This is a genomic window from Comamonas aquatica (genome assembly GCF_018064205.1).
Taxonomy (GTDB): Bacteria; Pseudomonadota; Gammaproteobacteria; order Burkholderiales; family Burkholderiaceae_C; genus Comamonas; species Comamonas aquatica.
Window position 1 is genome coordinate 1,801,499 of sequence record NZ_CP072916.1, and the last position, 22,482, is coordinate 1,823,980.

Sequence of the window (22,482 nt, forward strand, 5' to 3'; positions counted from 1 at the left end):
TCAGCGCACCTGGTTGATCAAGGTGGCGCCTTGTGTCGCGACACGGTCACCGGGTTCGAGCCCGGAGGTGACTGCGGCGTTGACACCGTCCAGGGGCTCGGTGGTGACGGTTCGGGGTTCGAAGCGTTCCGGCGCCGTCTTCACCCAGACCACCGTCTGGTTGGCCGGGTTCTTCATCAGCGCGGCCACTGGCAGCGGGATGCCCTTGACCTTGTCCTTCGTCTGCACGAACACGCGCACCGGCTGGCCGACGGCCAGCTGGTTGAGTGCAGCGCCTTGGGCGCGGAAGGCCAGGGGCAGCGCCTGCTCACGCAGGCTGCGCGAGGCCCCGATGAAGCTGAGCGGCACACGTTGGTTGCCCAGGGCCATCGTCGCGGTGCCGACGTTGGCAGCGATGGTGGCATCAAAGGCCAATGCCTCGATGCGCAGGCGCGAGGGATCAACGATCTCGAAGACGAGTTCGCGTGCATCCACCACCTGGCCGGCCACGACGTTGGCCGAGGCGATCACGCCCGATACGGGCGCCAGCAGCGCCTCGCGCGTGGACAAGCCACCACCCACCGCTGCGATCCGCGCCGACAGGCTGGCGGCTTCGCTCTCGGCGGCTTCGATCTCCTTGCGCGGCACGGTGTCGGCCAGTTCCTGCAGACGCGCGATGCGCTTGTCGACAAGGGCCTTCGCGGCACGCAGCTCGGCGAGCTGCGCGGTCTGGTTGGAGCGCTCGATGGGCGCCGCCGATGGCACGACGTAGGCGAGCACCTCGCCCTTGCGCACCGTCTGCCCGGGGTTGGGCAAGCCACGCGGCCCGGGTTCGATGCGGCCCGCGTTCAGCGGCTGCACCTTGCCACCGGCGTTCGGGTCCATCAGCACCTTGGCGCCCAGTTCCACCGTGCGGGGCAGTTCGGCCGCTTCGGTGACGACGGTTCGCACACCCAGCTGGCGCTGCGCGGGCTTGGGCAGGAAGACGCTGCCATCAGGCTGTCGCTGCGGTCCGTTGGCGCTGGGCGCGGCGGGGGCGTCGCCGTGGTCGTGGCCTGGGCCGGCATGGGCGGAGCCCAGCCCTGTGAGGGCGATCAGCAGCCCCAAGCTGGAGGCGATCAGGGTGCGCTTCATGCTGCAGCTCCTGCGCGGGCGCTGCGCGCATTCATCACACGACGTCCGCCCCATCCGAGCAACGCCAGTGCGGCGATGCCGGCCGCCGCCCATCCCGCGTATTCCGTCCACGAGTGCGCGTGTGCAGCCTCCTCGGTGTGCGCCGCCTCGTGGAGGTCGAGTTCACCTGCCAGCAGGTCGGCCTCGTTGCCGGCGGTCACCGTGGCGGTCACCGGCAAAACGCCGGCTTTGGGGGCCTCGGGCAGCACGACCTCGTATTCGTCGTCGCCATGCTTCTCAGCCTTGAACTTGGCCCCGCCGATCTCGAGCTCGATCTGCGCGCCGCGCACGGGGCTGTTGTCGGCAAAGCGATCGAGGTACAGCGTGATCTGCTTGCCGCTGAGCACGCCGACGAGTTCGAAGGTCTCGGACACGGCCGAGAAGCGCGGCAGCGCCTGGCCGACGGCCGCGGGCGCCGCGTCACCGTGGTCGTGGCCTGGGCCGGCCCAGGCCGGGGATGCAGCAAGGATGGCCGCAGCACACAGTGCAGCCGGGAGATTCGGGAAGTTCATGGGGATGTCCTGAAGGATTCGTTGAATGGCGTCACGGGCGGTTACTGGGGCAGAAGGCCCAGGGCCTGGCGCCACGCAGAGATCGCCGAAGCGAGCTCGATGCGGGTGCGTGCGGCCTGGCGCTCTGCCTCGGCGGCTTCGGCCTCAATGCGCAGGCGTGTCGGCAGATCGGTTTCGCCCAGCCGGAAGGACTTGTCGAAGAAGTCGCGCGACTCGCGGGCCAGTTGCGCGCGCCGTTCGGCGGCCATCAGCTGCGTGCGCGAGGCCTCGACCCGCGCGCGCGCCGCTTCCCGTTCTGCAGCGAGCCGCTCACGTTCCAGGGCCAGCAGGGCCTGGATCTCGGCAGCTTCGGCGCGTGCGTTGGCGCTGCGGGCATCGAAACGCGGGCCGGCGCCGAAAGGGATGCGGATGCCAAGCGTGATGGTCTGCTGGGACGCGTCTCCGCGCGCACCGCGGTCGCGCGTGGTCGTCAGCGTCAGCTCAGGGTTGGCGCGAGACTGGGTGGCAGTGAGTTCGACGGAACGCTGCGCCATGGCGGCACGGTCCTTGAGCTCTTGCAGAGCAGCATGCGCTTCGGTTTCAGTTGCCGTGGTGCCGGGGTCCGGCTCTGCCGGCGTGTCGTCAGCACCCGACAAGGCCGGGGCGACGCCAGCCAGTGCTCGCATATGCTGACGAGCCGCCGCAAGGCCTGCTTCAGCTTGCGCAACAGCAGCCTCTCCGCTGGCCACCGCGCCCTCGGCCTGGTGCTGATCGGCGCGGGCCAGATCGCCGGCCTTCGCACGCCGGGCCACGTCGGCGGCGATCAGGCGGGTGCTGTCAAGCTGCGCGCGGGCCGTGGCCACCTCGATGCGCGCACGCTGCCACTGCCACCATGCATCGCGCACCGCGGCAGCCACGCGCAGTTGCGCTGCGTGGGCCCGGCTTTCGAGGGCTGCACCCTCGGCGTCGGCCAGCGCTGCGCTGCGGCCACGTTCACCGGGCAGCCACAGCGGCACGGCGATGCCAACTTCGAGTTCACGCGCGCCCTGGTTGCTGCCCAGGCGGTCGGTCCTGTTCGAGACTTCCAGTGCCGCCGGCTCCGGCGTCCAGGCCTTGGCGGCTGTCTGCTTGGCGCGGGTGGCGTCACGTCGCGCCTGCAGCGCCATCGCCTCAGGCTGGCGTGACCAGGCAGCGTCGAATGCCTGTCGCAGATTCAACGGGCTTGCAGCGGCTTCCGTGCTGCCTGCTGCGGGCGCCACAGCGGCATTTGCGGCATCCGCAGCTGCCTGCGCCACCACGGCCGTGCCGCACAGGGTCGCAGCGCCCGCCACACTGGCGCGCAACAGCCAGACCTTCGTTCGAGTTCGATTTCTCATCCAATGCTCCAGTGTTGAAAACAACCCACGGGAGATCGGCAAGCGGCGACCAACAGGTCGCGCCGTGCCCGACGGCGCCGCGGGCTGCGGCGCGCACTCAGGCGCGAACGGGCGTCAGAAAGGGAAGAGACCCGCCTCGCCGATCAGGCGAGGGGCAGCCACTGAGGGCGTTCGGGTCGGGTCGGTGCGTGTGCACCACCCGTTTTGTCGACGGTGACGCTGGGCAGCGCGGTCGAAAGCGCACCCGGCAGACCCATAGGCAATGTCAGCATCGCGCTGCAGGTGCCGTGGCAGTGACCGCAGTCCAGGTCCATGGCGCTTGGCGCCTTGTCGCCGTTCGCGCCACCGACCTCGTCCGGGGACGAGGTCAGATCTGCACCCGCATCAACAGCCGGCCCGGCATCGCTGCCGGCGTCGGCGTGGTGCTCATGGTCATGGTCATGGTCATGGTGACCAAAGTGTCCCGTGCTCGCCTGACTCTCATGCCCGCAATAAGTCGCCACCGCTGCCCAGCTGAACTGGAGCGGAAGCATGGTGAGCAGGAAAATGGCGAGGAAGCGACGCATCACCGAGAGTATAGCTGCTACAGGGTTTGTCCAGGCGCATGCAAGGCGAGCAGGTCGTGGGGTTTCACCACTTTGACTCGCGGATGCGGGCGACGTTGCGGTTCATCGCATGGCGGATGACGCGCCGGTACAGCCAGCGTTTGAGGCCGGAGAGATTGGAGCCGTGGCGCGCGTAAAAGGCATCCGGGCTGTCGAAAACACCGAAGTCGTCGGCGATGCCTTCCTTCTGGATGTAGGTGTCCTGGCCGCGCCATTCGACGCCGGGCGCCGACAGGTCGGCCGTGGCAGCACCGTAGCCGCAGAAGCGGCGGGCCTGCGGAAACCGGCGCTGCAGGCTGGCGAGGTAGGTCGCATCGAGGATGAAGCCTTCCAGCGCGATCCAGCGGCCTTCGAGGCTGACCTCGACCCAGCTGTGGATGATGCGTTGCGGGGCCAGCCAGTAGGCCAGTCCCGTGATTGCACCCTTCTGCAAGGTCTTGTCGATGGTGAAACCGTGGAAGCGGCAGGGGATGCCCACCGCGCGAAGCAAGGTCATCAGCAGCGTGCTTTTGGTGTTGCACTGGCCGATGCCGTCGGCCAGCACGCTGGATGCCGGCAGCTCGTCGCCCTCGTTGTAGCCGAAGGCGACCTCGTTGCGGACGAATTCGTAGGCGGCACCGATGCGGTCGTAGGGGCGCAGGGCGCGCCAGCCACGGGCGGCGACGAGCGCCTCGATGTCGGGGTGGTGGACATCCAGCAGCGGGGTCGCGGCCAGCAGGGTGTGCATTGCGTCGGACATGGTGTCGCTCCTGTCAGGCGTGCGCCGGCACGGGGCGAAGCTCAGCCCTTGCCTGCTGAATGACCGAGCGCGCGGCGGTCAGCGCCAGCACGCCCATGACTGAGGCGACCGCAAGGTCGGGCCAGCCGCTTCCGGCACCGAAGACGCCCAGCGCGGCGGCCATCACCGCCACGTTGCCGATCGCGTCGTTGCGGCTGCACAGCCACACCGAGCGCATGTTGGCGTCGCCCTCGCGCCAGGCGTAGAGCATTGCGGCGACCGACACGTTGGCCAGCAGCGCCAGGGCGCCGATGGCGCCCATCGTCACCGGCTCGGGCACGGTGCCGGAAGCGGCCGACCATGCGGCCCGTCCGAGAACGAACATACCGAAGGCGCCCATGGTCAGGCCCTTGAAGAGCGCAGCCCGAGCCCGCCAGGTCAGCGCCATGCCGAGCACAAGCAGCGAGATGCCGTAGTTGGCCGCATCGCCGAAGAAGTCCACGGCGTCGGCCAGCAGCGACACCGATCCCGAGCTCAGGCCGCCGGCCAGTTCGACCCCGAACATGGCCAGGTTGATGATCAGCGCCGCCCACAGCACGCGCCGGTAGCGCGGGCTCTGGCTGGCCGCAGGGGTGGCGCAGCCGTGGCTGCCGCAGGAGTCGCTCATGAGGGGCTTTCGAATGTCGATGCCGGCATTTGAAACCCTGTAGCGGCTCCAGAGTCAAGCGGCTATGCTGCCGAGTGTTGGGCGCCCCCCGTCATAAACGTAGAGAGCTTCGATCCATGTTCGACTTCCTTCGCGTCACCGGACTGTTCTTCGTCACCGCTGTTGCCGAAATCGTCGGGTGCTACCTGCCCTGGTTGGTGCTCACGCAAGGTCGGCCGGTCTGGTGGCTGCTGCCGGCGGCCGTATCGCTGGCGGTGTTCGCGTGGCTGTTGACGCTGCATCCCAGTGCCGCAGGCCGAACCTACGCGGCCTACGGCGGTGTGTATGTCGTCGTGGCCCTGATCTGGCTGTGGCGCGTCGACGGTGTGGTCCCGACGCGATGGGACCTTGTCGGTGGAGGCATCTGCCTGGTCGGCATGGCGATCATTGCCCTGCAGCCCAGGGCAGCAAGCTGAGGAAAGGACACGGGCATGAAGATCGGTGAACTGGCGCTGGCGGCGCAGACCCAAGTCGAGACCATCCGCTACTACGAGCGCGAAGGCCTGCTGCCGCAGGCGCCGCGCAGCGAAGGCAACTACCGCATCTACGGGCCTGAGCATGTCGAGCGGCTGGCCTTCGTGCGCCACTGCCGGTCGCTGGACATGACGCTGGACGAGATCCGTGTGCTGCTGCGGTTCAAGGACGAACCGCAAGCGGAATGTGGGGAGGTCAACGTGCTGCTCGATGAGCACATCGGTCATGTCGCCAAGCGCATCCGCGAACTTCGGCAGCTGGAGAAGCAATTGAAAAAGCTTCGGGACCAGTGCACCGGCGTTCGTGAGGCGGCAAAGTGCGGCATCCTGAACGAACTGGTGCAGGCGTCGTCAGCGACGAGCATCAGGTCGGCAAGCCCTCATGTGTCAGGGGCCCATGGCAACCGCGGGCGTCGCGCTAACAGCTCGACGCCTGAATGACCGCTCTACTACAGCACCAACGGCTCCTGAGGGTCGAGGCTGTGTGAAAACGCTTGGCTGGCCACGCTTCAAAAATTAAACTCACAGCACCCGTTTTGAGCGAGGTGACTCATGAAGCGATTCATTGAAGGCCAATCCCGCGAGCAAGTGACTTTGCTGCCTGAGTGTCTCGATGATTTTGTGGGTGTAGACAATCCAGTGCGCATTGTCGATGCGTTCGTTGAGGAGTTGGACCTGCCTTCTCTGGGCTTTGATGGGTCAACACCCGCAGCCACAGGCCGCCCGGCCTACCACCCTGCGGTAATGCTCAAGGTCTACATCTACGGGTATCTCAATCGCATCCAATCCAGTCGCCGCCTGGAGCGTGAAGCCCAGCGCAATCTGGAGCTCATGTGGCTCACAGGGCGCTTGGCGCCTGACTTCAAAACGATCGCTGACTTCCGGCGGAACAACGGCTCGGGCATCCGCAATGTGTGCCGCCGATTCGTCGTTCTGTGCCGTGATCTGAAGCTGTTCAGCCAGGCGCTGGTAGCGATTGATGGCAGCAAGTTCAAAGCCGTCAACACCCGTGACAAGAACTTCACCATGGGCAAGATCGACAAGCGACAGCAACAGATTGAAGAAAGCATTCAGCGCTATCTGTCGGCTCTCGATACGGCCGACCGCACACAGCCTGCGGAACTGGAAGCCAGAACCACCAGGCTCCAAGACAAGATTGCGATGCTGAGAAAGCAAATGCAGGCGCTCGATGAAGTGAAGGAACAACTCAAAGAGCAACCAGACAAGCAGCTATCAACGACAGACCCTGACGCCAGATCTATGGCCACCAGTGGCCGAGGTTCTGGCATGGTGGCCTATAACGTTCAATTGGCAGTAGATGCCAAACATCACTTGATCGTCGCCCATGAAGTGATCAACCAAGGGTATGACAGAAGTGCTCTGGCCTGCATGGCACTGGCTGCACGCAAGGCCATGGGCAAACGCAAACTGCAAGCCATTGCTGATCGAGGCTACTACAGCGGCGAGCAGATCAAAGCATGTGAAGACACTGGCGTTGCGGCCATTCTTCCCAAGCCCAATACATCCGGTGCACGTGCCCAAGGACGCTTCGATCGCTCAGACTTCATCTACATCCAGAAAGATGACGAATACCAGTGCCCAGCAGGACAGCGTGCCATCTACCGCTTTACCCGCGAGGAAGGTGGTTTGCAAATGAGGCGCTACTGGAGCAGCGCCTGTACGCAATGCGCTATCAAATCCAAGTGCACGCCCAGCGATTACCGACGCATCAGTCGATGGGAGCACGAAGACGTAGTGGAACGTGCACAGCAGCGTTTAGATCAAATGCCAGACGCCATGATGGTGAGAAGGCGAACGGTAGAGCATGTGTTCGGCACGCTTAAGCATTGGATGGGTTACACGCACTTCTTGACCAAGCGGCTGCCCAATGTCGGCACTGAGATGAGCTTGAATGTGCTGGCCTACAACTTCAAGCGAGTGCTTTGCATTCTTGGGTTTGAGAGAACGATGGCGGCGATGCGTCTGGTGGGCGGATGAGCCCTTTTTATGCGGTGAAATTAGGTCTCAAAGGGCCTTGAAAGGCCGTTTTGGAGGGGGAGATCGTTCTTGGCGGGGAAAATCTTCGACGCCAGGAAATGCAGGAAATCTATCGATTCGTTGGCCAAGATGCTGATGAAGTTTTTGTGTTTCCACACAGCCTCGGTCGATTTCAGACGGTCAATAGCGGTCACGTCTTGCCACTGATGAACGACTGCTTCCATGGCTCGCGCATCCCAGCCATTTCACGTTGTGCAAGGACGGTCCGATCCGCCAAGGCACCCGCAATCTAGGCAGGCCTTACTCAGCTATCTCGTCGAGCAACCGCGCCCACAAGGGACGTAACTGTCTGCGGATCTCTTGAGACTTCATGATGTCGGCTGCGCTGTAGCCGTATCTGATTGCCGCCGATGGCTGGAAGGCAGAGACCTATCGCGTGATTGAAGTGAAGAAGAATAAGGACGGCAAGGTCACCAAAACCACGGACAAGGGCTGGGCCTGTGATCTGATCCCCAAGCCATTAATCGTGGCGCGCTACTTTGCAGAGGATCAAGCTGCCATTGATGAATTGGCGGCTAGCCTGAACAACATCACCGCTCAACTCACCGAGCTGGAAGAAGAGCACAGCGGTGACGATGCGGCGTTCTGCGGTTTTGAAAAAATCAACAAAGCTAGCGTTACCGACCGACTACAAGAGATCAAAGGCGACTTGGATGCTTGGGACGAAGCCGAAGTACTGAACCTCTGGCTCAAGCTTGCCAAGCAAGAGGCCGACCTAAAAAGGCAGCTCCGAGATGCCGAGGCCGCGCTAGACACCAAGGCACTTGCTCAATATCCAAAACTTTGCGAAGTTAACACCCAAGCGCTTGTGGTGGATGACAAATGGCTGGCTGCGCTCCGTACTGCCATCCACGGCGAAATGGACCGCATCAGCCAGGCACTGACCCAGCGGGTCAAGGAACTGGCAGAGCGTTACGACGCACCCATGCCGCAGATGGCTAACTGCGTGGCTGAACTGGAGGCCAAGGTGAACCAACATCTGGAAAAAATGGGGTTTGTATGGAACTGAAGGTGGGTTACAAGCAGACTGAAGTTGGCGTAATTCCAGAAGATTGGCTGGTATCACCGCTTGAAGATTTCACTTCTTATATTTCATACGGTTTCACAAATCCTATGCCGACCTCACACAGTGGTGTCTGCATGGTCACGGCCAAAGACATAAATCTTGGACATATTAATTTTGAAACTGCCCGCTACACGACAACGGAAGCGTACAAAACGCTATTGACGGACAAAAGTCGGCCTAAAAAAAATGACCTTTTGCTAACCAAAGATGGAACTCTTGGAAGGCTAGCACTCGTGGGTAAAGAGACGATTTGCATTAATCAGTCTGTTGCAATTCTTCGCCCCAACAATAAGGTTGTCCCGCGCTTTCTAAAAGTACTTCTTGAAGCACCTATTTATCAAGAACGTATGCTGCAAGATGCAGGTGGATCAACGATAAAGCACATATACATCACAATCGTTAACCGAATGCCGGTAGCGATTCCCCCAACGATAGCTGAACAACAAGCCATCGCTGAAGCCTTGAGCGATACCGATGCCCTCATCGAATCCCTTGATCAACTAATCGCCAAAAAACGTCAGATCAAACAAGGTGCCATACAGGAATTACTCACCGGAAAGCGGCGGCTTCCGGGATTTAGTGGGGGGTGGGATGTAAAAACGCTGGACCAAATAGGCGAAGTTTCCGGCGCTGGCGTTGACAAAAAAATTCGCTCTGGTGAGGTGCCAGTCCGATTGGTGAACTACATGGATACTTATCGGAATGACTTTATTTCCTCTAACAATCTCAATCACTGGGTTACGGCCCCACTTCATCAAGCAAGGCGCTGCTTAGTCCAGAAAGGAGATATTTTTTTCACTCCATCTTCGGAGACGAGAGATGACATAGCAAATTCTGCTGTATCTCTGGAGGACATCCCTGATGCCGCGTACAGTTACCACTTAGTTAGACTGCGATTAAACGAGGCTTGGGACTTGCGTTTTCGTGCATATGCATTCAAAACGCGTGATTTTCTTAGCCAAGCCGAAACTCTTTGTGATGGCAGCGGAACCAGGTATGTTATTTCCTTGAGTAAATTTAGAAGCATTGCAGTTAAGGTCCCTCAGCCAAAGGAGCAAACCGCAATTGCCGAGGTTCTATTCGCTATGGATGAAGAACTCGTCGCGCTAGAGTCCCGGCTAGCCAAGGCCCGGAGCATTAAGCAAGGCATGATGCAGGAGCTGCTGACCGGCAGGATTCGTTTACTATAAATAGCATAGCTGCTTGCGCTTTATGGATAAGCGCCAGAGGACGCTTTTACTTCATATTCACGAAGCGTTGTTGAGCAGCTTCTGGTATCAGTCCTCCAGCTTGATGTGGGCAAATCGACTCTGGCGGCAGCTGAGCAATTTTTGCTCCAGTTGTTGCACGGTCTGCCCCGTTTCCAGCGCGGTGGAACTGGCCACGGCTCGCCGCACCGATTGCGGGCTGGGCGTAAAAGGCTTTGGGGGTGGTGCGTTGCGCTTTTGCATGATGAAGTTTCGTGGCACTCGGTACAGTGTGCAGGGTTGATCTGGCGTAGAGGGAGAACACATCCATATGAGCGATATTGGCAAGCCTGAGCGTGCCACGCAAAACCGCGTGGTCAAGTTGTTTTGTGACGAGCTGGGTTACATCTACCTGGGCGACTGGGCCGACCGCAAAAGCAACAGCAACATTGAAGAAGGCTTGCTGACCGAGTATCTGACCAGCGCTGGCTACAGTCCGGCGCAGATCAGCGTGGCGCTGTACAAGCTGCGCACGGAGGCCAATCACCCCGACCGCAGCCTGTACGGCAACAACCAGGCGGTGTACCAGTTGCTTCGCTATGGCGTGCCGGTGAAGACCGAAGCGGGCAAGGTGACGGAAACTGTGCACCTGATCAACTGGAAAGCACCCGCCAGCAATCACTTTGCGATTGCCGAAGAAGTGACCCTCAAAGGAAAGCTGCAGAGGCGGCCCGATGTGGTTCTGTATGTCAACGGCATTGCCATCGGCGTACTGGAACTCAAAAACAGCCGCGTGAGCATTGGCGATGGCATCAGGCAAAGCCTGTCGAACCAGCAGCCGGAATTCAACGCCTGGTTCTTCAGCACCGTGCAGTTGGTGATGGCGGGCAACGATTCCGAAGGCATGCAGTACGGCACCATTGGCACGCCAGAGAAATTCTTCCTAACCTGGAAGGAAGACGATGCCGACAACAGCCGCTACAAGCTGGACAAGTATCTGCTGAAGATGTGCAACAAGGCACGGCTCATCGAGTTGATGCACGACTTTGTGCTGTTCGACGGCGGCGTGAAGAAGCTGCCTCGCGTGCACCAGTATTTCGGCATCAAGGCCGCGCAAGAACATGTGCACCAGCACCAGGGCGGCATCATCTGGCATACGCAGGGGGCCGGCAAAAGCATTTTGATGGTGCTGCTGGCCAAGTGGATTCTGGAAAACAAGCCGCAGGCGCGGGTAGCCATCATCACCGACCGCGATGAGCTGGACAAACAGATCGAGCGCGTATTTACCGATGCCGGTGAGACCATTTGCCGCACCAGCAGCGGGAGCGATTTAATGAGCCAGCTGGGTCAGGCCACGCCCCGGCTGCTGTGCTCGCTGGTGCACAAATTTGGCACGACTGCCAAAAATGCCGATGCGGACTTTGACGCCTTCATCAAAGACCTACAGGCGCAGCCCAGCCCGACAGTGGGCGAGGTATTAGTGTTTGTGGACGAATGCCACCGCACACAGGGCGGCAAGCTCAACCGCGTGATGAAGGCGCTGATGCCCAATGCGGTATTCATCGGCTTCACTGGCACGCCCCTGCTCAAAAAAGACAAGGCCACCAGCCTGGAGGTGTTTGGCGGCTATATCCATACCTATAAATTCAGCGAAGCCGTGGAAGATGGCGTGGTGCTGGACCTGGTGTACGAAGCCCGAGACATTGACCAGAAGCTGGGCTCGCAAGACAAGATCGACCAGTGGTTTGATGCCAAGACCAAGGCACTGAACGACTGGCAGAAAGAAGAGCTGAAGAAGCAATGGGGCACGATGCAGAACGTGCTCAGCTCCAAAGCCCGCATGGACCGGGTAGTAGCGGACATTATTTTTGACTTCAGCGTCAAACCGCGCCTGTCCAGTGAACGCGGCAATGCCATCTTGGTTGCTTCCAGCATCTACGAGGCCTGCAAATACTTCGCGCTGTTCCAGAAGACGCTGTTCAAGGGCCGGTGCGCGGTCATTACCTCGTACAACCCGCAGGCCAAGGATGTGACGCTCGAAGAGATTGGCGCCGGTACAGAGACCGACAAGCAGTTCATCTACAACACCTATACCGAACTGCTGAGCAATGTGCAGCCCAAGCCGGGCAAGTCCAAAACAGAAACCTACGAAGACCAAGCCAAGGCCCTGTTCGTCAAAGAGCCTGCCAACATGCGCCTGCTCGTCGTGGTGGACAAGCTGCTGACCGGCTTTGATGCGCCGCCCTGCTCTTACCTGTACATCGACAAGTCCATGCAGGACCACGGTCTGTTCCAGGCAATATGCCGCACCAACCGACTGGATGGCGATGACAAGGACTTTGGCTACATCGTCGATTACAAGGACTTGTTCAAGAAGGTGGAAAAAGCCATTGCGGTGTACACCTCGGAGATCGACCACAGTGCAGGCGGCGCTGACCCCGAGGTGATGCTGCAGGACCGGCTGACACTGGGCCGGGAACGGCTGGATGCTGCGCTGGAAGCCTTGTTCTTGCTGTGCGAGCCAGTACAGCCGCCCAAGGGCGAGCTGGAGCACATTCACTACTTCTGCGGCAATACCGAGATTGCCGACGACCTGAAAACCCACGAACCGCAGCGCGTGGCTTTCTACAAGGGTGTGGTTGCGCTGCTGCGTGCCTATGCCAATGTGGCCGATGAAATGGCTGCAGCCGGGTACAGCGATGCCGATGCCAAGTCCATCAAGACCAAGCTGGATCGGTACCTTGCCATCCGCGAGATCATCCGCAAGGCCAGCGGCGAGACCTTGGACCTCAAGCCTTTTTGTATTGACCCAGTGAATTCCTGCTCAAGTGTTAACGTTGAAGGAAACGACGATGAGCACCCTGATGGAAGACGACATCAAGCGCTGGACAGCCAAGCGTAAGACGGCCCTTGTCCTGGACATCATCCAGGGCAAGACCACGATCTCGGAGGCCAGCCGGGCCTTCGACCTCAACCCCTCGGAGGTTGAGCAATGGGTCGATGAAGGCAAGCGTGGCATGGAGAACGCCCTGCGCACCAAGCCCTTGGAAGTCAAAGAGCAGTACGAGAAGCAACTGCGCGAACTTCAGCAGGCCTATGGCGAAGCCATGTTGGAGCTGCGTGCCAGAAAAAAGCTGGCGTCCCTGCTGGGCAACGAGGACGAGAAATGATCCTCAGCCTTCAGCAGGGACTGGCCCAAGACGGATTCAAAGTCAGCCTGGTCAAGCTGTGCCATTGGTTCGAGATGCCCCGGCGCACGGTGTACTACCGCAGCGCCAAGGCACCACCGAAGGTTCAGGAACACTTCGTCAAGCCCATCAAGGCCATGATCGAAGAGAACCCGTCGTTCGGCTATCGCACCGTGGCGCACCTGCTTGGCTTCAACAAGAACACCGTGCAGCGGGTCTTCCAGCTCAAGGGCTGGCAGGTGCGCAAGCGCCCGGTGGGCTTCAGGCCTCGCATCCAGGCATTGCCTTCTGTGGCCAAGGCGCCAGATGAGCGCTGGGCCACCGATCTGTGCCGCGTGTGGACAGGGCGTGATGGCTGGGCTTCGCTGGCCCTGGTGATCGACTGCTACAGCCGCGAGCTGCTGGGCTGGCACCTCAGCCGAAGTGGCCGATCCAAGACCGCTGAAGCGGCGCTGGAGCAGGCGTTGATTGCCAGGTACGGCTGTCTGGGCAAGGTCCGGCACCCGTTCCTGTTGAGGTCAGACAACGGTCTGGTGTTCACCAGCCGCAGCTACACGGCCTTGGTCAAAAGCTATGGCCTGCAGCAGGAGTTCATCACCCCGTACAGCCCGGAGCAAAACGGCATGGTCGAGCGCGTGATCAGAACGCTCAAAGACCAATGCGTGCACCGCCACCGCTTCGAGACACTGCAGCACGCCAGTCGTGTGATCGCAGATTGGATCGGCTTTTATAACCACCGGCGCCCTCATCAGGCGCTGGGCATGAAGACCCCCGCTGAGGCTTATGCTTTAGCAGCCTGACCTGTGCAGAAACCGCTGGGTCAATACATTTTGAGGCAGACATGCGGCACTTGATCGACACCTATATCGAAGCCAGCGAGCCACGCAAGATTTCGCCATTTGACGGCATTGGATTGCTGGACTTGATCGTGAAGACAGGCATTGCGGATGCGATTGCCAACAAGCTGGCCGACATGCAGGGCAACCAGCAAGCCATTGCCGAGACAATTGAAAACAACGTTCGCAGCAAGATCATCAAAGACAGCCTGACCGACCCGGCCTACTTTGAAAAAATGTCTGCCCTGCTCAATGAAATCATCAAGCTGCGCAAGGAGCGCGCCATTGAGTACGAAGAGTATTTGAAGCGCATTGCTGACATTGCCAACAAAGTGCAGACAGGTCCAGCAGACCCCACATCAGGCAAGCTTGATTCACCGGGCAAGCGTGCCATCTTCAACAACTTGCAGAACTCGCCGGTGCTGCATGCAGTGAAAGTAGCAGAAGCGGATGCACCTTATGACCCCGCAGACAGCAATGAAGACCCTGCCGTTTCCCTTGCACTAAAAATCGACAAAGCGGTTCGACTGGCCCGGCCAGATGGCTGGAGGGGCGTACAGGCCAAAGAGTTGGTGATTAAACGTGCGCTGTACGACACACTCAAGAACGTGGACGAAGTCGAGCGTCTGTTTCTCGTCGTCAACGCGCAGCAGGAATACTGATGCCGGAAAGCATTGACCTGGGCGGCATCGCTGCTGAGGTGATCAGAAAGCGCATCAAGCATGTTCACTTGAGCGTGTACCCGCCCGCAGGTCACATACGAATTTCTGCGCCCGAGCACATGGCCTTGGATACGATCCGGGTGTTTGCGATTTCCAAGCTGCCATGGATCAAAAGCCAGCAGCGCAAAGTGCGCGCACAGAAACGCGAAGCCCCGCGCGATTACATAGACCGCGAGAGTCACTATCTGTGGGGCAAGCGGTATTTGCTGACCGTGATCGAGCGCGATGCAGCACCCACCATTGACCTCCAGCACAAGCGAATCGTGCTTGGTGTACGTCCAGGCACCAGCACAGAACGCCGTGAAGAGCTGCTGGATGCTTGGTATCGCGAACAGCTCAAGATGGCATTGCCGCCGTTGCTGGAAAAGTGGGAAGCATTGATGAACGTGAAAACCTCCAAGGTCTTTGTGCAACGCATGAAAACCAAATGGGGAAGCTGTAACCCCAACAGCCACGCCATTCGGTTGAACACCGATCTAGCAAAGAAGCCGCCCGAATGTCTGGAATACATCATCGTGCACGAGCTGGCTCACTTGATTGAGCCCAGCCACAATGCCCGATTTGTCTCAGTAATGAATTTATTTATGCCAAAGTGGGAGTATTTCAGGGAAGAGCTAAATAACCTGCCTGTACGGCATGAAAACTGGGATTATTAAATGGGATTTGAAAAATATATTTATATAAATCAAACTAAGTTTGGGTATTTTTTTCATAATCAATAATCGAACCAGTATAATCATCAAAATAGGCAATTTTACGATAACCTTTATCTCTAAGTTCGATAGCGGTATCGAATCTATACCTCATTTTTTTAGCATAATTATCACTAGAAGGAACTCTAGCAAATCCAGGTTCCACATGAACGATGTTATCCTCACTCTCCCCCTTCAGAATTCTATCCAATAATTTAAGATATTCCCCATAAATTCCACCTCTATTGAATTTATCCTGCCCTTCATAAACATGATAAATATCATCAACCTCTTTTAAAAAGTACTGAGGCTTATCTTTCATAATTTTTTCGATAAATTTTCTTTGCTCTTTTATTAGTATCTCTATTTCATTTTTCAAGTACCCAATTGGCTGCATCACATCTATTTTCAGCACAACCTCCGTTCTCTTAATTTCACTTACAGATACAGAGCATGGCTTTTGACGAAAATTTTCCGATTTGCAAAACTCTGCGTATACCTCAAATTTTAATTCTGCAAAAATATTAGCATCTGGCTCAGGAAGTGGTGACACCTCTGGGTCAACCCATTTTTTCAAGCCAAAATTTTCTCTCGGTAAGATGGATGAAGAATGGCTAATTGTGAATCCCACCTCTTTTCTTATATCAAGAGTACGCTCATGCCATTCCTTTAAATTTTCCCCAAGCAATGGCTCCACCCCTTTCTTTGGATGGAATGGACTGAGATTCGCAAAATCTTCCGTCTTACTCTTGCTGCTCAACTTTTCATGCCACTTGTCATCGAGCTGCTGATGTTCTTCGACAACGAAATACGACATAGGAATGTCTTCGAGCAGTGATCGAGACAGCTCCTGTGTGTTGAGCTTCAAGCTACGAACAACCTCCGGAAGCTCCAGCCATTGCGCATAAGCCTCTCGGTAAGCAGGGTTGCGTCGAAGAAATTCCCAGGCCCACTGCCGAGATGACTTTGGCCCCACTTGCTCTTCACCTTCTTGCTCTGTGCTCATCATGCCCTCCCAAGTTGAAAATCTATAGTCGTATCAGGTGGTCCGAATCCTGCCAAAACAAGGCCCGGATGCAAGCCATCCGTGTCACAGCTATGTCACAGTTGGGGAAAATTTTCGGCACTATTCGGCATCAATGCGGGATGCTAAAATTGAGCTGTCTCGAGTGAAGACAGTAGTGAGCATCAATCGACGATACTTCGCGCCAGAGTTCGTAATGAGAAGGTCGCGTGTTCGATTCATGTCTCCGGCACCAATGAGATAAAGGAAAGCCTGCTACTGAAAAAGTAGCAGGCTTTTTTTGTTTTTGCTCCGTGTAGCCAGTGTGTAGCCAGTGGTACTTTATTTTCTCCCCAACACAGCCCCCCATCTGCGCTAGCTTCCGTGCAGCTCACTCGAAGTTGCTGCGCAACTCCAGCGCCACATCAGAGAAGCATTACGCTGAGCTTCCTTTTGAGGATTGCTAGTGCACTATGAACGAATAGTGCGCTGGCGACGTCGCTGGATTCTTATGAAGAACGCAACTTCTACAACTTAAGCTTTTCTGACTCACCCCTCATGCATAAGAACTGAGAAAGCCACTGCAAATTGGTAAAAGTTTAGGACTTATTGGCCTTGATGATTCTGACGTAACAGACGTTACATCATTAAAAATCAGTGGGGGTGTCCGAATTTTTGTGTAAACGGGTCGGACTTCAATTGACGGAGATGCGGTCTCCGAACTGAATGGTAAAGCGGGTCAGTGCGGCCTTCCAATCCCGGATGGGCATGGTCCACTTCTGGCTGATGTTGCGCAGCGCCAGGTAGAACAGCTTGGTCAGCGCCTCGTCACTGGGGAACGAGCCCCGGTTCTTGCTCAGCTTCCTCAGGCTCATGTTCACCGACTCGATGGCATTGGTGGTGTAGATGACCTTGCGGATTTCCGGCGGGTAGCCACAGACTTCAATGATTTGGCGCAGTTGGAAGGCAAACATGCCGTAGCCACATGCTTCGCGGAAGTACTGGAGGGCTTGCACTATGAATAAGCCACTCAGCTTCCAGCCACCTTTGAAAAAAGGTGATACCACTACCGCAGTGGCTACCGAAAGCTTTAACCCCATTCCATCCGAACAAGACCGTCCTTGCTTTGTGGTACTGGATGAAGCGTTTACAACGTCTGATGGCTGCCGCTACCGTCCAGGCGTTTGGCACTTCGGTGTCAAACCGGCGAAAGACGACGCCTCCAGTACTTTGGAGCAGCACTGGGTATGCAGTCCGCTGCATGTGGATGCCGTCACATTCGATGCCCATGGCGGCAACTTCGGCCGTTTGCTGCGCTTGCGCAATACCTTGGGCAAGTGGGTTCTGTGGAGCATGCCTATGGAAATGCTGCGCAGTGATGGTTCTGACCTGCGTGGCATGCTGCTGAGCATGGGCGTGCATCTGGACCCCAGCCGTTCTGGCCCTCGCATGCTGGCGACCTATTTGCAAAGCCAAGCTCCACAGCGTCGCATGGAAGCTGTCATACAGACAGGCTGGGCAGGAAGCGAATTCAAAGCCTATGCCTTGCCTGATACGGTGATTGGCCCGGATGCTATCCGCGTCACCTTTCAAACCGATGCCAAAACTACGGATGAGTACACACAACGCGGCACCTTGGAAGGCTGGCAGCAAAGCATCTCGATGCTGGCTGACGGCAATCCCATGCTGGTGTTGGCATTGAGCACGGCATTTTCTGGTCCTTTGCTGGCACGCGTGGGTATGGATTCAGGCGGCTTGCACCTGATTGGTGACAGCTCGACCGGCAAAACCACCGCCTTGCAGGCAGCCGCGAGCGTCTGGGGCGGAGATAACTTTCGCCGCAGTTGGCGCACCACGGCCAATGGGCTAGAGGGTGCTGCAGCCCTCTTCAACGATGGTTTGCTGGCGCTGGATGAAATCAGTGAGTGCGACCCACGTGATGTGGGCGAGGTGGTTTGCTGGCCAGGCTGCTGACGAAGGTGGTCCAGCAGCGCCTACGCCGCAATTTGAGCCGTGGTTACCAGCCCAGACACGCGGTGCTCTCGCGCGTGCGGGGGCGCATTGATGTGCTGGCGACGGTATCGGGGCAGTTGCTGGAGCAAGGCCTACGGGACCACTTGCCGGGTATGACGACGGATATCGAGCTGCTACACCCTGCCAGCAAGCGCAAGCTGGTGGTTGATACCAAGTTCACCCACATCTTTACTTCGTCACAGTACAAGGAGCAGATGCTGCGCAGTGGCTACCTGTACCAGCTCTATGCCTATTTGCGCACGCAAGAAGCTACGACCTTGGGGCAAGGCTGGTGCAGTGAAGGCATGTTGTTGCACCCGCACTGTGGTGAGGCCGTGGATGCCTATGTGGACATGCAAGGACATCGTCTGCGGTTTAAGACCATTGATTTGATGGGCTCTGCTGAGGACTTTGAGCGGCAGCTGTTAGCACTTGGACATGGTTGGGCGGAGAACATGACCGACAGCATCGTCAGTGCACATGTATAGAAATCCGTTGTTTGCTATGCATGTTCACCACACAGGGGGCTGAAATGTGCAGTATTTGCACTTTTCTATACAAGTCCTGCAGCTTATGTATAAAAATCTAAGTTTTCTATACATGTCCTTGGGATGCAAAATCTTTCCGCTTTACAGCCAGAACGCTTTGACACCGCCCCCATTCTGAAGAAGCTGGCCAGCGCCAGCCGCAAGCTGGCTGAGCTCAAGGGGATTGCTGCGTCTATCCCCAACCAAGGCATTCTCATCAACACCCTTGGTTTGCAAGAAGCGAAGGACAGCTCGGAGATTGAGAACATCGTGACTACGCACGATGAGCTGTTCAAGGACGATTTGTCGCCTGAGAGCCAGATGTCCGCTGCCAGCAAGGAGGTGCTGAGTTACCGACAGGCTTTGTATACGGGCTTCCGATTGGTCAGGGAGACGGGACTACTCACTGCGAACCATCTGATTGACATTCAGCGCGAGCTGGAGCGCAACCATGCGGGCTTTCGCAAGCTACCGGGTACTGCGCTGAAAGATGGTGCAGGGCGCACGGTGTACACGCCGCCACAGGAGCCGGATGCGATTGTGGCGCTGATGCGTGACCTGGAGCAGGTCATCAACGACCCGGATGCAGTTCCGGTAGACCCGCTTATCAAGATGGCGCTGATTCACCACCAGTTTGAGAGCATTCACCCCTTCTATGACGGCAATGGCCGCACGGGGCGTATTTTGAATGTGCTGTATTTGGTCAAGGAAGGGCTGCTGGACATTCCGGTGTTGTACCTGAGCCGCCATATCGTGCAAACCAAGGCCGACTATTACCGCCTGCTGCAAGCCGTGCGTGACCACGATGTCTGGGAAGACTGGGTGCTGTATATGCTGGATGCTGTAGAGCAAACTGCACAGCAGACGGTAAAAACGGTGATTGCCATTCGCGACGCCCTGCTTGACTACAAGCACCGCATCCGAGACCAGCACAAGTTCTACAGCCAAGACCTCATCAACAGCTTGTTCATGCACCCATACACCAAGATTGAGTTTTTGCAGAAGGACCTGAAGGTTTCAAGGCTGACAGCCACCAAGTATCTGGAAACGCTTACCGAATCGGGCTTTCTGGAAAAGCAGAAGATTGGCCGCAGCAATTACTACATCAACCATGCGTTGACAGGTATCTTGATGGCCCCGTAGCCTACTTGCGTGACTAAGCAAGCGACAGAGATACAACACAGGACACGAGGGAGCGTGCAATGACCGAAGACCAACTCGAGCAAGAAACCTTGCAATGGCTGGCGGAGGTGGGCTACACCGTTCGTTATGGTCTGGACATCGCGCCCGATGGCGACACCCCGCTGCGCAGCAACTATCAGCAAGTGGCGCTGCAAGACAATCTGCGTGAGGCCCTGCAACGGCTGAACCCCGGCATCCCCCAAGCTGCGCGTGAGGATGCACTGGCGCAGGTGTTGGACTTGGGTGTGCCTGCACTGTTGGCATCGAACCGGGCGTTTCACAAGCTGCTAGTCAATGGCGTGCCGGTGAGCTATCAGGTCGACGGCGAAACCCGCGGCGACTTTGCCAAGCTGGTGGACTGGAACCATTCAGCCAACAACCAGTTTTGGGCGGTGAACCAGTTCAGCGTGAAGGGCCAGCCCGTGGCATGACGGTGCGCGAGATACAGGCCCACCTCGAAGAGATGTACGGCACCGAGGTCTTAACCGCCTACGAGGTGCTCCACCAGCGTCAAGTGAAAAAGAAGCAACCACTTCGAAGAAGGTGTACTCAAATATTCAGTTAGCTGATTTGCGCGGTGGTCCGTTCATCGTTGATGAAATCATTGACATGCCGGGCACAGATGACCGAAGGCAAGACTGGATTCGCCTTGTTCAAACCAAAGACCATGTCTTTTACATCGTCAACTTGGAGCGTGCATCAGAACGTGATTACGAAGCGGCTGTGCGTTCGGATGTCAAAGTCACTATCAATGCGCTGAAGGAGTCCGATAAGAAAGATAAGCGCATTCATTTGATTTTTTCCCATTTGGATAAATCTAAATGGAGCACTCGCGACCCCGCAGATGTGGGCAATATAATTCAGGACGATAATTTTATTCGCCAAGTATACGAATCCATGGAGACTGAGGAGGTATCTGGCTACATCTACACAGCCAATCTGATGGGAGAATCTAGCTTCATGCAGTTACTTCAGAGTATTGTCGATGACTGCCAAGCTTGATTTTTCAGGCGATGCATTTTTGTATGCCCAAGCACTGGACAACTCTGGTAAATCAGAATGTTGGCATATTTCAGACCGAGCCGCTGGGTTGCGGCTTCTGGAGCCTGAAGATGTGCGCAGACGCGCCATTCAAGATTCAATTGACAAACTGCAGGCTACAGGCCGCAACTGGCCCATATTTGGTGGCGGCATAACTTGCCGGGTGTCTTGGTCAGGGGATTGTGTCATTAATTTCCGCCCGACGACCCGCGACGCGGACGGTCGCATATCACCTGTGCTTTTAATCTGCAACGTATTTTCGACGCAGGAAAATCAAATTTTACTGGCTTGGGAAAGCATTAAAACCTATTTGCGCCGTGAGCTAGCGCAAGAAGATAAAAGTGCCGTGACTCATTTAGCCCGGATGCTGAGATGGCCTCAGTGGTTGATTTTTTTAAACATACTAATATTCAGCCGGAGTTTGAAAAATGATTGAGCCTTATATCAGAAAGATAATATTTGTTGACGATTCTTTTCTTGAGGATTTAAGACATCGGTCGATTTCTGGATATCAGCAATTTGAAGCCCCTGACCTGGATACAAAAATCATAACCTTGCCGGCAAACTCTTCGGAAATTTCCGAGTTGGTTTCTTGCATGTCTTCCTCGGACATCAGGGCAGGCGAGGTAATGGTGAGGGCTCCATATATTGACCAATTCATTCCTTTGGATGCCTTTACCGAAGATTGCGCAGTTGAAAAATATCGACTTTGGGTTCAGCTTTGCCTCGCACTGGGTGCAAAATCGGTAAGCATTACAAATATTGAAGAAATTACGATTGAGTCGGATGCGAAGTCTGAATTGTCCGCAAGCATCTCTGGTAAGGCCCCTTTGATTGAAGGCGAGGCTGGATTCAAGAAAACTGATTCAGAACAGCACAGGCAGGCACGCCAGTCAATCATGCGACTCAATGCTGTTGCAGAGGGGAGCGAGCCGAACCTGGTGGAAGCAGAGCGTATTCTTAAAAGACATGGCCTTCAGGGGGACAACATGTTTCGAAGTATTTTCGACATGCGCAGCGTTTCATCGAATCGACTTACCAAGCAAGAGTTTTCTCTCGACTTGACCTCAGATATCAAGAAGGTGATGAATGCTTCTTTGAAAGCGAAAGTCAAGGTAATGAGCGAACTTTACTCGGGACGCATTGAAATTGATTCGGTAAAAAAAGCGTTAGAGAAGGGAAGCAGTGCCCTCAAGCTCTCGGTGACTGTCGAGTTTTGACGGTGCTCGCGCGCAAGCTGAGTGTGTACTGCTGCGATTACCGAAAGAAGAGAGCGACTGCCACGACCGTGTGAAGGCGATGTCTCAGCCACTTCTGGAGAAATTGAAAAAGGCCGTACCTGTGAAGTGACTCCTCGCAGCCTCTGAAGCCAGCCTCAGGCCGCGGTATTTGCGCCTGTGGCGAGATTGTCGCATAATTACTTCGATTTTTTCGATTTTTACACTC

The 22,482-nt window shown here is 56.9% G+C and carries 25 protein-coding genes and 1 pseudogene; 17 read left to right on the plus strand and 9 right to left on the minus strand.

Annotated features, from left to right (window positions below):
• From KAQ61_RS08525 to KAQ61_RS08550, 6 genes are all read right to left on the minus strand, one after another.
• Complete coding sequence (locus KAQ61_RS08525) at positions 1–1,113, minus strand: efflux RND transporter periplasmic adaptor subunit (RefSeq protein ID WP_210931389.1); 1,113 nt, start codon at positions 1,111–1,113, stop codon at positions 1–3.
• Entirely contained in the window at positions 1,110–1,664 is a 555-nt protein-coding gene (locus KAQ61_RS08530; protein ID WP_210931391.1) for a hypothetical protein, read from the minus strand. Before KAQ61_RS08530 ends, KAQ61_RS08525 begins: the two co-directional genes overlap by 4 nt.
• Positions 1,665–1,705: 41 nt before the next feature.
• Entirely contained in the window at positions 1,706–3,019 is a 1,314-nt protein-coding gene (locus KAQ61_RS08535; protein ID WP_210931806.1) for a TolC family protein, read from the minus strand.
• Between the two features lie 143 nt (positions 3,020–3,162).
• Entirely contained in the window at positions 3,163–3,585 is a 423-nt protein-coding gene (locus KAQ61_RS08540; protein WP_210931393.1) for a hypothetical protein, read from the minus strand.
• Between the two features lie 64 nt (positions 3,586–3,649).
• Positions 3,650–4,363, minus strand: coding sequence for a transglutaminase-like domain-containing protein (locus KAQ61_RS08545; protein ID WP_210931395.1), 714 nt, complete (start codon positions 4,361–4,363; stop codon positions 3,650–3,652).
• Between the two features lie 13 nt (positions 4,364–4,376).
• The gene (locus tag KAQ61_RS08550) at positions 4,377–5,009 is read right to left on the minus strand and encodes a cation efflux transmembrane domain-containing protein (RefSeq protein ID WP_210931397.1); all 633 of its coding nucleotides are present in this window, start codon (positions 5,007–5,009) and stop codon (positions 4,377–4,379) included.
• A 116-nt stretch (positions 5,010–5,125) separates the two neighbouring features.
• Here KAQ61_RS08550 and KAQ61_RS08555 point away from each other — a divergent pair, with 116 nt between their 5' ends.
• From KAQ61_RS08555 to KAQ61_RS08565, 3 genes are all read left to right on the plus strand, one after another.
• Positions 5,126–5,464 carry a YnfA family protein gene (locus tag KAQ61_RS08555; RefSeq protein WP_210931399.1) on the plus strand — a complete coding sequence of 113 codons (339 nt, stop codon included), beginning with the start codon at positions 5,126–5,128 and terminating at the stop codon, positions 5,462–5,464.
• 15 nt (positions 5,465–5,479) lie between these two features.
• Positions 5,480–5,962 (plus strand): Cd(II)/Pb(II)-responsive transcriptional regulator, encoded by a 483-nt coding sequence (cadR, locus tag KAQ61_RS08560; protein WP_210931401.1) that lies wholly within the window; start codon positions 5,480–5,482, stop codon positions 5,960–5,962.
• Positions 5,963–6,073: 111 nt separating this feature from the next.
• The gene (locus tag KAQ61_RS08565) at positions 6,074–7,519 is read left to right on the plus strand and encodes an IS1182 family transposase (protein ID WP_210931403.1); all 1,446 of its coding nucleotides are present in this window, start codon (positions 6,074–6,076) and stop codon (positions 7,517–7,519) included.
• Positions 7,520–7,539: 20 nt separating this feature from the next.
• Here KAQ61_RS08565 and KAQ61_RS08570 read toward each other — a convergent pair whose 3' ends face one another.
• Positions 7,540–7,743, minus strand: a complete 204-nt coding sequence (locus KAQ61_RS08570) for a hypothetical protein (protein ID WP_210931405.1) — start codon at positions 7,741–7,743, stop codon at positions 7,540–7,542.
• A gap of 212 nt (positions 7,744–7,955) precedes the next feature.
• Between KAQ61_RS08570 and KAQ61_RS08575 the strand changes: the two genes are divergently transcribed.
• The 7 genes from KAQ61_RS08575 to KAQ61_RS08605 all read left to right on the plus strand — a co-directional run bounded on the left by KAQ61_RS08575 (position 7,956) and on the right by KAQ61_RS08605 (position 15,234).
• Positions 7,956–8,588, plus strand: a complete 633-nt coding sequence (locus tag KAQ61_RS08575; protein ID WP_210931407.1) for a hypothetical protein — start codon at positions 7,956–7,958, stop codon at positions 8,586–8,588.
• The gene (locus KAQ61_RS08580) at positions 8,579–9,835 is read left to right on the plus strand and encodes a restriction endonuclease subunit S (RefSeq protein ID WP_210931409.1); all 1,257 of its coding nucleotides are present in this window, start codon (positions 8,579–8,581) and stop codon (positions 9,833–9,835) included. Before KAQ61_RS08575 ends, KAQ61_RS08580 begins: the two co-directional genes overlap by 10 nt.
• A 328-nt stretch (positions 9,836–10,163) precedes the next feature.
• Entirely contained in the window at positions 10,164–12,734 is a 2,571-nt protein-coding gene (locus tag KAQ61_RS08585) for a type I restriction endonuclease subunit R (protein ID WP_244983032.1), read from the plus strand.
• Positions 12,685–13,002 carry a DUF1153 domain-containing protein gene (locus tag KAQ61_RS08590; protein ID WP_003074457.1) on the plus strand — a complete coding sequence of 106 codons (318 nt, stop codon included), beginning with the start codon at positions 12,685–12,687 and terminating at the stop codon, positions 13,000–13,002. Before KAQ61_RS08585 ends, KAQ61_RS08590 begins: the two co-directional genes overlap by 50 nt.
• On the plus strand, positions 12,999–13,820 hold the full coding sequence (locus KAQ61_RS08595; protein ID WP_210931411.1) for an IS3 family transposase: 822 nt from the start codon (positions 12,999–13,001) through the stop codon (positions 13,818–13,820). The genes KAQ61_RS08590 and KAQ61_RS08595 overlap by 4 nt, the downstream gene beginning before the upstream one ends.
• Positions 13,821–13,861: 41 nt before the next feature.
• Positions 13,862–14,518: a hypothetical protein gene (locus tag KAQ61_RS08600; protein WP_210931413.1), complete on the plus strand. Its 657-nt coding sequence runs from the start codon at positions 13,862–13,864 to the stop codon at positions 14,516–14,518.
• Complete coding sequence (locus KAQ61_RS08605; protein WP_210931415.1) at positions 14,518–15,234, plus strand: M48 family metallopeptidase; 717 nt, start codon at positions 14,518–14,520, stop codon at positions 15,232–15,234. The genes KAQ61_RS08600 and KAQ61_RS08605 overlap by 1 nt, the downstream gene beginning before the upstream one ends.
• A gap of 34 nt (positions 15,235–15,268) precedes the next feature.
• Here KAQ61_RS08605 and KAQ61_RS08610 read toward each other — a convergent pair whose 3' ends face one another.
• A complete protein-coding gene (locus KAQ61_RS08610; protein WP_210931417.1) occupies positions 15,269–16,276 on the minus strand; it encodes a transcriptional regulator domain-containing protein in 1,008 nt (335 codons plus the stop codon).
• Positions 16,277–16,968: 692 nt separating this feature from the next.
• On the minus strand, positions 16,969–17,373 hold the full coding sequence (locus tag KAQ61_RS19075; protein ID WP_420839398.1) for a transposase: 405 nt from the start codon (positions 17,371–17,373) through the stop codon (positions 16,969–16,971).
• On the opposite strand from KAQ61_RS19075, the gene KAQ61_RS08620 reads away from it, so the two are divergent.
• From KAQ61_RS08620 to KAQ61_RS08650, 7 genes and pseudogenes are all read left to right on the plus strand, one after another.
• Positions 17,291–18,247 (plus strand): DUF927 domain-containing protein, encoded by a 957-nt coding sequence (locus tag KAQ61_RS08620; protein ID WP_210931419.1) that lies wholly within the window; start codon positions 17,291–17,293, stop codon positions 18,245–18,247. The two genes, KAQ61_RS19075 and KAQ61_RS08620, sit on opposite strands and share 83 nt — an antisense overlap.
• Positions 18,229–18,774 carry an McrC family protein gene (locus KAQ61_RS08625; RefSeq protein ID WP_210931421.1) on the plus strand — a complete coding sequence of 182 codons (546 nt, stop codon included), beginning with the start codon at positions 18,229–18,231 and terminating at the stop codon, positions 18,772–18,774. Before KAQ61_RS08620 ends, KAQ61_RS08625 begins: the two co-directional genes overlap by 19 nt.
• A 123-nt stretch (positions 18,775–18,897) precedes the next feature.
• On the plus strand, positions 18,898–19,956 hold the full coding sequence (locus KAQ61_RS08630) for a Fic family protein (RefSeq protein ID WP_210931423.1): 1,059 nt from the start codon (positions 18,898–18,900) through the stop codon (positions 19,954–19,956).
• Between the two features lie 59 nt (positions 19,957–20,015).
• Positions 20,016–20,411: pseudogene (locus KAQ61_RS08635) on the plus strand (type I restriction endonuclease); the annotation flags it as partial.
• A 127-nt stretch (positions 20,412–20,538) separates the two neighbouring features.
• On the plus strand, positions 20,539–20,997 hold the full coding sequence (locus KAQ61_RS08640) for a hypothetical protein (RefSeq protein WP_210931427.1): 459 nt from the start codon (positions 20,539–20,541) through the stop codon (positions 20,995–20,997).
• Positions 20,981–21,472 (plus strand): hypothetical protein, encoded by a 492-nt coding sequence (locus KAQ61_RS08645; protein WP_210931429.1) that lies wholly within the window; start codon positions 20,981–20,983, stop codon positions 21,470–21,472. Before KAQ61_RS08640 ends, KAQ61_RS08645 begins: the two co-directional genes overlap by 17 nt.
• Positions 21,465–22,256: a hypothetical protein gene (locus tag KAQ61_RS08650; RefSeq protein ID WP_210931431.1), complete on the plus strand. Its 792-nt coding sequence runs from the start codon at positions 21,465–21,467 to the stop codon at positions 22,254–22,256. Before KAQ61_RS08645 ends, KAQ61_RS08650 begins: the two co-directional genes overlap by 8 nt.
• Positions 22,257–22,482: the final 226 nt, after the last annotated feature.

What these genes read in the sequence shown, in the direction of transcription:
- KAQ61_RS08525 (WP_210931389.1), bottom strand. Translation starts at nt 1,113, where the DNA reads ATGAAGCGCACCCTGATCGCCTCCAGCTTGGGGCTGCTGATCGCCCTC.
- KAQ61_RS08530 (WP_210931391.1), bottom strand. Translation starts at nt 1,664, where the DNA reads ATGAACTTCCCGAATCTCCCGGCTGCACTGTGTGCTGCGGCCATCCTT.
- KAQ61_RS08535 (WP_210931806.1), bottom strand. Translation starts at nt 3,019, where the DNA reads ATGAGAAATCGAACTCGAACGAAGGTCTGGCTGTTGCGCGCCAGTGTG.
- KAQ61_RS08540 (WP_210931393.1), bottom strand. Translation starts at nt 3,585, where the DNA reads ATGCGTCGCTTCCTCGCCATTTTCCTGCTCACCATGCTTCCGCTCCAG.
- KAQ61_RS08545 (WP_210931395.1), bottom strand. Translation starts at nt 4,363, where the DNA reads ATGTCCGACGCAATGCACACCCTGCTGGCCGCGACCCCGCTGCTGGAT.
- KAQ61_RS08550 (WP_210931397.1), bottom strand. Translation starts at nt 5,009, where the DNA reads ATGAGCGACTCCTGCGGCAGCCACGGCTGCGCCACCCCTGCGGCCAGC.
- KAQ61_RS08555 (WP_210931399.1), top strand. Translation starts at nt 5,126, where the DNA reads ATGTTCGACTTCCTTCGCGTCACCGGACTGTTCTTCGTCACCGCTGTT.
- cadR (WP_210931401.1), top strand. Translation starts at nt 5,480, where the DNA reads ATGAAGATCGGTGAACTGGCGCTGGCGGCGCAGACCCAAGTCGAGACC.
- KAQ61_RS08565 (WP_210931403.1), top strand. Translation starts at nt 6,074, where the DNA reads ATGAAGCGATTCATTGAAGGCCAATCCCGCGAGCAAGTGACTTTGCTG.
- KAQ61_RS08570 (WP_210931405.1), bottom strand. Translation starts at nt 7,743, where the DNA reads ATGGAAGCAGTCGTTCATCAGTGGCAAGACGTGACCGCTATTGACCGT.
- KAQ61_RS08580 (WP_210931409.1), top strand. Translation starts at nt 8,579, where the DNA reads ATGGAACTGAAGGTGGGTTACAAGCAGACTGAAGTTGGCGTAATTCCA.
- KAQ61_RS08585 (WP_244983032.1), top strand. Translation starts at nt 10,164, where the DNA reads ATGAGCGATATTGGCAAGCCTGAGCGTGCCACGCAAAACCGCGTGGTC.
- KAQ61_RS08590 (WP_003074457.1), top strand. Translation starts at nt 12,685, where the DNA reads ATGAGCACCCTGATGGAAGACGACATCAAGCGCTGGACAGCCAAGCGT.
- KAQ61_RS08595 (WP_210931411.1), top strand. Translation starts at nt 12,999, where the DNA reads ATGATCCTCAGCCTTCAGCAGGGACTGGCCCAAGACGGATTCAAAGTC.
- KAQ61_RS08600 (WP_210931413.1), top strand. Translation starts at nt 13,862, where the DNA reads ATGCGGCACTTGATCGACACCTATATCGAAGCCAGCGAGCCACGCAAG.
- KAQ61_RS08605 (WP_210931415.1), top strand. Translation starts at nt 14,518, where the DNA reads ATGCCGGAAAGCATTGACCTGGGCGGCATCGCTGCTGAGGTGATCAGA.
- KAQ61_RS08610 (WP_210931417.1), bottom strand. Translation starts at nt 16,276, where the DNA reads ATGAGCACAGAGCAAGAAGGTGAAGAGCAAGTGGGGCCAAAGTCATCT.
- KAQ61_RS08620 (WP_210931419.1), top strand. Translation starts at nt 17,291, where the DNA reads ATGAATAAGCCACTCAGCTTCCAGCCACCTTTGAAAAAAGGTGATACC.
- KAQ61_RS19075 (WP_420839398.1), bottom strand. Translation starts at nt 17,373, where the DNA reads ATGGGGTTAAAGCTTTCGGTAGCCACTGCGGTAGTGGTATCACCTTTT.
- KAQ61_RS08630 (WP_210931423.1), top strand. Translation starts at nt 18,898, where the DNA reads ATGCAAAATCTTTCCGCTTTACAGCCAGAACGCTTTGACACCGCCCCC.
- KAQ61_RS08645 (WP_210931429.1), top strand. Translation starts at nt 20,981, where the DNA reads ATGACTGCCAAGCTTGATTTTTCAGGCGATGCATTTTTGTATGCCCAA.
- KAQ61_RS08650 (WP_210931431.1), top strand. Translation starts at nt 21,465, where the DNA reads ATGATTGAGCCTTATATCAGAAAGATAATATTTGTTGACGATTCTTTT.